This window comes from Staphylococcus sp. B1(2026), assembly GCF_058895785.1.
The window spans coordinates 1-8,655 of sequence record NZ_JBZXTS010000054.1; the positions used below are offsets into that span (position 1 = coordinate 1).

Annotated in this window: 8 protein-coding genes; 2 read left to right on the top strand and 6 right to left on the bottom strand. The window is 29.1% G+C overall.

The window, feature by feature from the left end; all coding sequences use genetic code 11:
* Positions 1–23: 23 nt before the first annotated feature.
* The 5 genes from AC5EAH_RS07250 to efeO are packed head-to-tail and all read right to left on the bottom strand — an operon-like array spanning position 24 to position 4,686.
* Complete coding sequence (locus tag AC5EAH_RS07250) at positions 24–197, bottom strand: twin-arginine translocase TatA/TatE family subunit (protein WP_493494110.1); 174 nt, start codon at positions 195–197, stop codon at positions 24–26.
* Position 198: 1 nt separating this feature from the next.
* The gene (gene tatC / locus AC5EAH_RS07255; protein ID WP_493494111.1) at positions 199–912 is read right to left on the bottom strand and encodes a twin-arginine translocase subunit TatC; all 714 of its coding nucleotides are present in this window, start codon (positions 910–912) and stop codon (positions 199–201) included.
* A 17-nt stretch (positions 913–929) separates the two neighbouring features.
* A complete protein-coding gene (locus AC5EAH_RS07260) occupies positions 930–2,624 on the bottom strand; it encodes an FTR1 family iron permease (RefSeq protein ID WP_493494112.1) in 1,695 nt (564 codons plus the stop codon).
* Complete coding sequence (gene efeB, locus AC5EAH_RS07265) at positions 2,593–3,825, bottom strand: iron uptake transporter deferrochelatase/peroxidase subunit (protein ID WP_493494113.1); 1,233 nt, start codon at positions 3,823–3,825, stop codon at positions 2,593–2,595. The genes AC5EAH_RS07260 and efeB overlap by 32 nt, the downstream gene beginning before the upstream one ends.
* The gene (efeO, locus tag AC5EAH_RS07270; protein ID WP_493494114.1) at positions 3,826–4,686 is read right to left on the bottom strand and encodes an iron uptake system protein EfeO; all 861 of its coding nucleotides are present in this window, start codon (positions 4,684–4,686) and stop codon (positions 3,826–3,828) included.
* A gap of 369 nt (positions 4,687–5,055) precedes the next feature.
* Between efeO and AC5EAH_RS07275 the strand changes: the two genes are divergently transcribed.
* Together AC5EAH_RS07275 and fba are read left to right on the top strand one after the other, a co-directional pair.
* A complete protein-coding gene (locus AC5EAH_RS07275; RefSeq protein WP_493494115.1) occupies positions 5,056–5,334 on the top strand; it encodes a GNAT family N-acetyltransferase in 279 nt (92 codons plus the stop codon).
* A 138-nt stretch (positions 5,335–5,472) separates the two neighbouring features.
* Positions 5,473–6,327: a class II fructose-1,6-bisphosphate aldolase gene (gene fba / locus AC5EAH_RS07280; RefSeq protein WP_493494116.1), complete on the top strand. Its 855-nt coding sequence runs from the start codon at positions 5,473–5,475 to the stop codon at positions 6,325–6,327.
* Positions 6,328–6,446: 119 nt separating this feature from the next.
* On the opposite strand, the gene AC5EAH_RS07285 is transcribed toward fba, so the two are convergent.
* A complete protein-coding gene (locus tag AC5EAH_RS07285) occupies positions 6,447–8,132 on the bottom strand; it encodes a phospho-sugar mutase (RefSeq protein ID WP_493494117.1) in 1,686 nt (561 codons plus the stop codon).
* Positions 8,133–8,655 lie beyond the last annotated feature (523 nt).

Consider the following 8,655-nt stretch of genomic DNA (forward strand, 5'->3'; position numbering starts at 1 on the left):
TCAACACTTTAAATTATAGAACCTTATTTTTTCTTATCTTGTTCTTCTGTTAACCCACTAATTGCTTTTTTAAATTCAGTAAACATCTTCCCAATAGATTGGCCTAATTCAGGTAAACGTTTTGGACCAAATATAATTAAAGCACCTAAAATAATAACGATTAAACCTGGTGCACCTATATCTCTTAAAAAACTCATTTTATTTTCCTCTTTTTCTATTATAAATCATTTTGCTGACTACAACACTCAATTCATAAATAATAAATAATGGTATTGTCATTAATAAATCACTAATCAAATCAGCTGGTGTAATAATAACTGAAATAATCAATAGTATAAAATATGCATATCTTCTATAAGCTATTAATAAATTAGGTGTGATTAAATTAATTGATGTTAAAAATGCAATAATGACTGGCGCTTCAAATAATATTGCAATCGGTACTGTTGTATTAATAACAAATGTCAAATAATTTTCAGCAGTTAATTGTGTTAAAAACAATTCATCACCAATAGATAATAATACCGTTAATAAAGATGGTGTAATCACAAAAAAACCAAATGCCAATCCAGTAACAAAACAAATAAAAATGGCTGGAATATAAATCAATAATGATATGGCTTCTTTTTTCAACAATGCCGGTCTAATATACAACCAAATTTGATAACATACAAAAGGTAATGTTATCACAATGGCACATAGACCAGCTAGAGTTAAATAAATCCATAAAATATCATTCGGACCTAAAACTACTAATTTTTTATCAAAACCGCTTGTTAACCATTGATAAAGTGTTGATGAATAAAACAAACTAATAACCAATGTAATAACAAAACATGCCAAACTATAAATGAAACGTTTTCTAAATTCGACTAAATGAAAAATGATTGTTTCTTCTTTATCGTAAGTCATAGTTCTTCTCCTACCATTTAAGCTTTATTATATCGACGTACTATAATTATAACAACTATAAATAATAATTGACTACCTAATGTTTCCAGCGTCGGATAAATACCTAACCATTCTATTGTAGGTAAACTAGTTATAATATGTCTAGGTAAAACATTAGTAAATTGTAAAGTATAGATACTAACACCTAGCATTTTAAAAGCTAAAAAGTAAATAAACCACGTTAAAATAAAAAATAATTTATACGGTGCAAACTGACGTGTTGCAAAAATCATCATATAACCAATTATCACTAATATAATTAATGCACTACATATACCTAATATTAATGAAGAAAATGTAATCTTAGGTAAAATACCTGCATAAAATAATATTGTTTCAGCTCCCTCTCTAAATACAGCTAAGAAACTTAAGAAAAACATGGATAAAAAACTACCGGATGTTAATACCATATTCATTTGTCTATCCATAAACGCATTCCACGCTTTAACAGAAGACTTACTATGTAACCACATACCAATAATTATCATCATTACAACTGCAATAACGCCCACAACACCTTCAATTATTTCACGTTGCATACCAGAAGCAATATTTGGAAAGACTTGTTGTAAAATAATAGCAATAACAATACTTAGCATAATACCTAGTAAAGCACCACTATAGACCCAAACCAAACCTTTCGTTTGTTTCGCTGCTTTTAATGTACTCGCTAAAGCTAGTACAATTAACAATGCTTCAATACCTTCACGTAATAAAATTAACATTGCATCAACAAAACTATAATTTGCATCCATATTAATCGCAGAAATTTCTTTAATTAATTGCTGTAATTGTTGCTGATATTTATCCTCTTGACCTTTAACCATAATGACCGGCAATTGACTTTCAATTTTTTTATAAAGTTGTGCATCTCTTGTTCTTACATCGCCTTCAATCGTTGGCCAAATTTCAATAAATCGTTCTATATTATTTTTTCCAGTTGTAACATCTTGTTGCACGAAAGCATCATAACTTTGTTGTAATAATGTGATACCTTCAGATAGTGTATACTGCTGTTTCATCACATTAGATTGTTTGTTATTAATAAAATCATCTAATGCCGTCGTTAATGTTTCATAATGATTACTCATTATAGCAAAATCAGTAGGCGTTGCTTCTAACGAACTTCTAAAGAATGAAATAGCTGTTTCTATTTTTCCATAATGTACTGTGCTAGAATTTCTAACAATACCTTCATTATTAGCCCAAGTCATATTGAATTTTTTATAGCTCATTTTGACTTGTTGTAAATCTTGATTTGCGATTGCAGATTTTAATTCTTGTAACGACGGTGTTAATTTAGTTTTTAATTTCTTTCTTTCCGCTTCAATATCAACGGGATTCTGTTCTTTTTCAAATGCTAATAATGCTGAAGATAATTCAACTAAATCAGTTTTAGTAATTGATCTATTATTTATTTTTAAAGCATTTTGTACTTTTTTACCTGCTTCAGAATTATAATTATCATTTTTTTGAAATTGTTGTTCAATTTCTTTGATTAACTGTTGAACTTGCTGTTGATTATTGGATTGTAATGCTGTCGTTGCATCAGTAATTTTAACATATAATTCACTAAAATTATCTGACGCTAAAACAGTCGTAGTTGTTTGACATGTCAATAATAAACATATTAATAAAAACTTACTCAAATAATTTTTGACCAATATATTCACCTTCTTTTATGCCACCAAAACATGCAAATAAGCCACTACCTACATGTGTGATATACTCATTCATTTTATCTTCATTCCCTAAACTATTTTGAATATCAATAAATTGACTTGGATCTTTTTGAAAAGAAATAAATAATAAACCTGAATCAAACTGACCTGTTGTGTCACTAATTCCACTCGCATATGAAAATGAACGTCGATAAATTTCTTTACCTACTTTATGGGCTAGATGAACATGAGAATCTGTAGGTATTAATGGTTTTCCATCACTATCTTTTTTATTCAAATCAATTTCTGCAAATTCATCCTTTTCACCAAATGGCGCACCTGAATGTTTATGACGTCCAAAAGTATTTTCTTGTTCATTTAAATTGGTACGATCCCACGTTTCTAAATGCATTTGAATACGTCTTACTGCCATATAAGTACCATTATACAACCAGTTATTATCTTTACACCATACAATATCATTGAATTTTTTATTGTCTCTGGCATTAGCCGTTCCGTCTTTAAAACCAAATAAATTTCTAGGCGTTTCTTTACCATCACCTATCGCTGTAAAACCTGTTTGACTCCACTTCATTGACACACAAGCACGTGCTTTACGAATTAAATTTCGTACAGCATGAAAAGCCACCTGTGCATCATCTGCACAAGCTTGAATACAAATATCTCCACCGGTATATTGTGGTTGTAATTGATCTCTCGGAAATAAAGGTAAGTCTTTAAATGCTGATATTTTTTTATCTTTTAAATTTAACTTATCTAAAAAGCTAGGACTAACACCATATGTTAAAGTTAATCGGTATGGATTCAACCCCATTACTTCTCCCGTATCTTTAGGCGGTAAATAATGATTATTACCTTCTTTATCAACTTCTTTACCATTCATTAATCGTTGACTGTACACTGTCCAATCTTTCAACATTTGAATAACTTCATTTTTATTAGTCGTTGTTAAATCTAATACTACAAAGTATACATTCGATTGACTTGGTGTTTGAATACCTGATTGATAATCACCATAGAATGTATACTGTTCTTTTCCGATAGTATTATTATCATCCTCATGTGTTGTTTTAGATAAAATAGCACCTACAGTACTGGCACCTATGACTGCACCCACACTGCCTATACCCGCTTTTTTAAGAAATTCTCTACGTGTTAATTTCTTGTCGCTCCATTTTTCTTCTGACGTCATCTAATTTTCCTCCATGATAACACTCATTAAAGACAATGGCTCTCCTAATTTCATTACAGCTTCACCAAGTTCTTTTGTATCTTCTTTTGTTAATTCTGTATAAGATTTATAATTTTTATCATCCTTTTTATGTTTATCTAATAAATCATTCACTGATTTAAAATTAGTTTCTAATTGTGTTACTAATTTACTATCTTTTGCTTGAATTTTATCTTTGAAAATATTAAAGATTTTCTCAGCACCTTCTATATTCGCTTTAAAATCATACAAATCCGTATGTGAAAAGACTTCTTCTTCTCCAGTAATTTTACTTGTTGCGACCTCATTTAATAAATCAACTGCACCTGTTGTCATCATATCTGGTGTAACTTCAACTGTAGCTATTTTCGCTTTTAATTCTTTAATATCATTAACTAATTTATCAGCATAGACAATAGTTTCTTCAGTTGAATTTTTCTCCCATAAAATTTGTTCTATTTTATGAAAACCACTCCACCCTTCATCTGTATTATGTTCTTCTTTAAAATCCACTAATCTAAAATCAATTTTTTGATCAGATTCTCCAAAACTTTCAGCAATTGGCTCTGAACGTTCATAAGCCATTCTAATTAATGGATAAACTTTTTTTGCTTCTTCTAAATTACCTTCTTTTAATAATTTAGCAAAATTTTCTGTATCTGATAATAATTGTTCAATTTGCTGTTCAACAAATGATTTATATGTTGCCGTTTCTTTTGAAAGATCTATTTTTACTGTATTTATTGTATCTTTTGTAATATTTTCTTGCATCACATTATTAGTTGAAGAACAACCTACTAATAATAACGATGATAATAATAAAGTACTCGTTGTTTTTTTCACAATAATTCTCCTTAAAATATTCTGTCTATATGAAAATGATAATCGTTATCATTTGATTTGTAAAGGTATTTTTTATTGAATACATTTTATTAACTAAATGTTCACAACTAATCATTATGATGTAATTTACTATATTATTTTTGATTTTAAACTTGCATAATATAAAGTGCTATAGTAAAATCATAGTTGAAAATTTTAATTTTCATAAACCTTTCTTAGAGTTATGAAACCCTTAACTTTTCATGATTATGAATCTCCCTGTTCATAATCATTTTAAAATTTTCATATTTTATTCCCTATTAAAAAGAGTAAGCCTTCCCTAGCTTACTCTTTTTATTAACATATTCTATACATATTTGGAGGTAAAACATGTTAAAAATACATTCTGATCATAATCGTTTCTATATTGGTGATGATGCACAACATCCTAAAGCATTCATTAGTTACACAGTCATCGAACTCTCAATTTGGCGTATTGACCATACAGTCGTATCATCAGAATTACGTAATCAAGGTATTGCTAAACAATTAACATTACATTTAATCGAAGAAGCCACAAAAAATAATATAAAACTTATACCATTATGTAGTTATTCACAATCATTTTTCAAAAGATATTCTCAATATCAATCACTATTGACAAAATAATATTAATGTTGTTAAAGTATGAAAAAATTATGACAAATACCATTTTATATTTTAAAAAACTACCATTTAATAGCGTATTTTGATATAATATTTTTGTACAATATGTACTATGTACAAAAATAAGGAGGAGCATTTATTATGCCATTAGTTTCAATGAAAGAAATGCTTGTAAAAGCAAAAGAAGGACAATACGCTGTTGGTCAATACAACATTAATAACTTAGAATGGATTCAAGCAATTTTAACAGCTTCTGAAAATGAAAAAGCACCTGTAATTTTAGGTGTATCTGAAGGTGCTGCTAAATATATGGGTGGTTTTACAACTGTTGTTAAAATGGTTGAAGGTTTAATTGAAGATATGAAAATCACAATTCCTGTGGCGATTCATTTAGACCATGGTTCATCATTTGACACTTGTAAAGCAGCTATTGATGCTGGTTTTACATCAGTAATGATCGACGGTTCTCATCACCCAATTGATGAAAACATTGAAATTACAAAAAAAGTTGTAGAATATGCACATTCACGTAATGTTTCTGTTGAAGCAGAAGTAGGTACTGTTGGTGGAGAAGAAGATGGTGTAATTGGTGGTATCCAATATGCTGACTTAGAAGAATGTAAACGTATGGTAGCAGAAGCTAACATTGATGCTTTAGCTGCAGCTTTAGGTTCTGTACACGGTACTTATGATGGTGAACCTCAATTAGGATTTGATGAAATGTTAGCTATTTCAGAAGCAACTAAAGCACCATTAGTATTACATGGTGGATCAGGTATCCCAACTTACCAAATTGAAAAAGCTATTCAACGTGGTCATGCTAAAATTAACGTTAACACTGAATGTCAACAAGTTTGGACAGCAGCTGTTCGTGAAAAATTAGCTAATGACGATAAAGTTTATGATCCTCGTAAAGTTATCGGTCCTGGTAAAGATGCAATTATTAAAGTTGTTACAGAAAAAATCCGTGAATTCGGTACAAGTAATAAAGCTTAATTATTAAAATCTTAATAAAATGTAGTGTCTAGATGATTTATTCATTTAAACACTACATTTTTAATTATTTATCTAAAAAATTGGTGTTAAGCGTGCACAGACGCTTAACACCAATGATTCTAATAATTCATTATCGTTGCATCAATTTCTGAACCTACTGTTTCAATATCAACAACATCTGATTTTAATGATGTATATACTTTAATTTTTGGCTCTGTTCCTGATGGTCTAATACAGGCCCACATATCATTGTCAAAAATAAATTTTAGTACATTTGATTTTGGTAATTCTAATGCTGTTACTTCATTAGTAGCTATATTAGTACTAGTTGCGTTAGCATAATCTTCTAATGCTACAACCTTCAAACCACCTAAGTTTTTTGGAGGATTTTGACGTACATTACTCATAATTTCAGCAATTCTTTGTTTACCTGCAACACCTTCTAATGTATGCGCAAATTGTTGTTCTACAAAATAGCCATGTTGTTGATAAAGTTTTTCTAAACGGTCTAATAAAGTCATACCTTGTAATTTATAATCTGAAGCTGCTTTTGCTAACAATGCCACAATTTGTACAGCATCTTTATCACGTGCAAAATCACCCGCTAAATAACCATAACTTTCTTCATAACCAAAGATATAATTTTTAATTTTTTGCGTATCTTGATAATCTTTTATTAATTCTCCAATAAATTTAAATCCAGTTAAAACGTCAAACATTTCTACATTATAACTTTCAGCAATCTTTTTACCTAATTCACTCGTTACAATCGTTTTAACTGCAAATGGATGTTCAGGTAATGTTTGCTGACAAATATAGTCTAATAACAATGCGCCTGTTTGGTTACCATTTAATAATGTGTAGTCATCATCATTATTTAATACTGCTACACCTAATCTATCTGCATCAGGATCAGTTGCTAATAAAATATCTGCTCCTACTTCTTTACCTAATATACTGGCATAAGCTAACGCATATTTTTCTTCTGGGTTTGGTGATTTTACAGTTGAGAAATTACCATCTTCAATAGATTGTTCTAATACTGGATAAACGCGTGTTAAACCAATATTTTCTAAAACTTTAGGTCCAAGATAATTTGCACAACCATGTAATGGTGTGAATACTACTGTTAAATTATCTTCTTTAACTTTGTCTACTAATTGTGTCACTTCTTTTAAATAATCTTCAATTAATTGTGGTGAAATCATTTTAACTAAACCTTTATTAATTAAAGAAGTTAAAGAATCAACTTGAATATTTAACTCATCTTCTACTTTATTAACTTCTTCAATTACTGCTTCTGAAGGCACTAAACTTAATTGTGCACCGTCTTCACCATAAACTTTTATTCCATTATATTGTGGTGGATTATGAGAAGCTGTAATCATAATACCTGCTAAACATTGTAAATATCTTACAGCATAAGATAGCACCGGTGTTGGTTGATTGCGATCAAATAAATAAGTGGTAATACCTTGTGTCGAAATCGTACGACAAATTTCATAAGCAAACTCACGTGAAAATCTTCGAGTGTCATGAGATATTACCACACCTTTAGATAAATCTTGGCCTGATTTAATTAAATAATTAGCTAAACCAAGGGCCGCTTTACGTACTGTAAAAATATTCATACGATTAGTCCCTAAACCAATCTTTCCACGCATACCACCTGTACCAAATTCTAAATTTTGATAAAAAGCGTCTTCACGTTCAACTTCATCATCTAATTGTGCTAATTCATGTTTTGTTAATAGAGATTGATCTACGTAACTTAACCATCTTTCTAGTTGTTTATTATCTATCATAATTACTACCTCCAATAATAAATTTATATTGCAATTATAACATGTAAAGCGTTTTCATTGATAGGTTTTTTATAATTTTTTTAAAATTTTAATACAATATTTATAGTAATTAACTATTAATGATATAACTGGTTACACTATTCATTCAAAAGAAACCTAAAAATATTCACAAAATGACTTGTATGTAGATCTTTAATATATTTATATTCTTGTGTTTTTAAAATATATACTGCTGCTTTTGCCATTTGTGATATTTTATACTCATCTTGTCTTATAATATTTTGATCAGCATTATTTAAATCTATTACTTCATTATCTAGCATTAATTGTTCGAGTTTATTTTTTGTATTTTCATCAATTATTATCTTACCATTTTACTACATTCTTTATAAATTCAACTTTCCTCTGTGAATGTTCATTATTAAATATAGCTATGATTAATTGATCTCTTATCTCAAGCATACTACGAAACATTTCAATGCAATACAAAACATTATCGAATTAATTGCGATGTAGCCTATTT

Coding starts and splice junctions, on each gene's coding strand:
- AC5EAH_RS07285 (WP_493494117.1), bottom strand. CDS start 8,132: ATGATAGATAATAAACAACTAGAAAGATGGTTAAGTTACGTAGATCAA.
- efeB (WP_493494113.1), bottom strand. CDS start 3,825: ATGACGTCAGAAGAAAAATGGAGCGACAAGAAATTAACACGTAGAGAA.
- fba (WP_493494116.1), top strand. CDS start 5,473: ATGCCATTAGTTTCAATGAAAGAAATGCTTGTAAAAGCAAAAGAAGGA.
- AC5EAH_RS07275 (WP_493494115.1), top strand. CDS start 5,056: ATGTTAAAAATACATTCTGATCATAATCGTTTCTATATTGGTGATGAT.
- tatC (WP_493494111.1), bottom strand. CDS start 912: ATGACTTACGATAAAGAAGAAACAATCATTTTTCATTTAGTCGAATTT.
- AC5EAH_RS07250 (WP_493494110.1), bottom strand. CDS start 197: ATGAGTTTTTTAAGAGATATAGGTGCACCAGGTTTAATCGTTATTATT.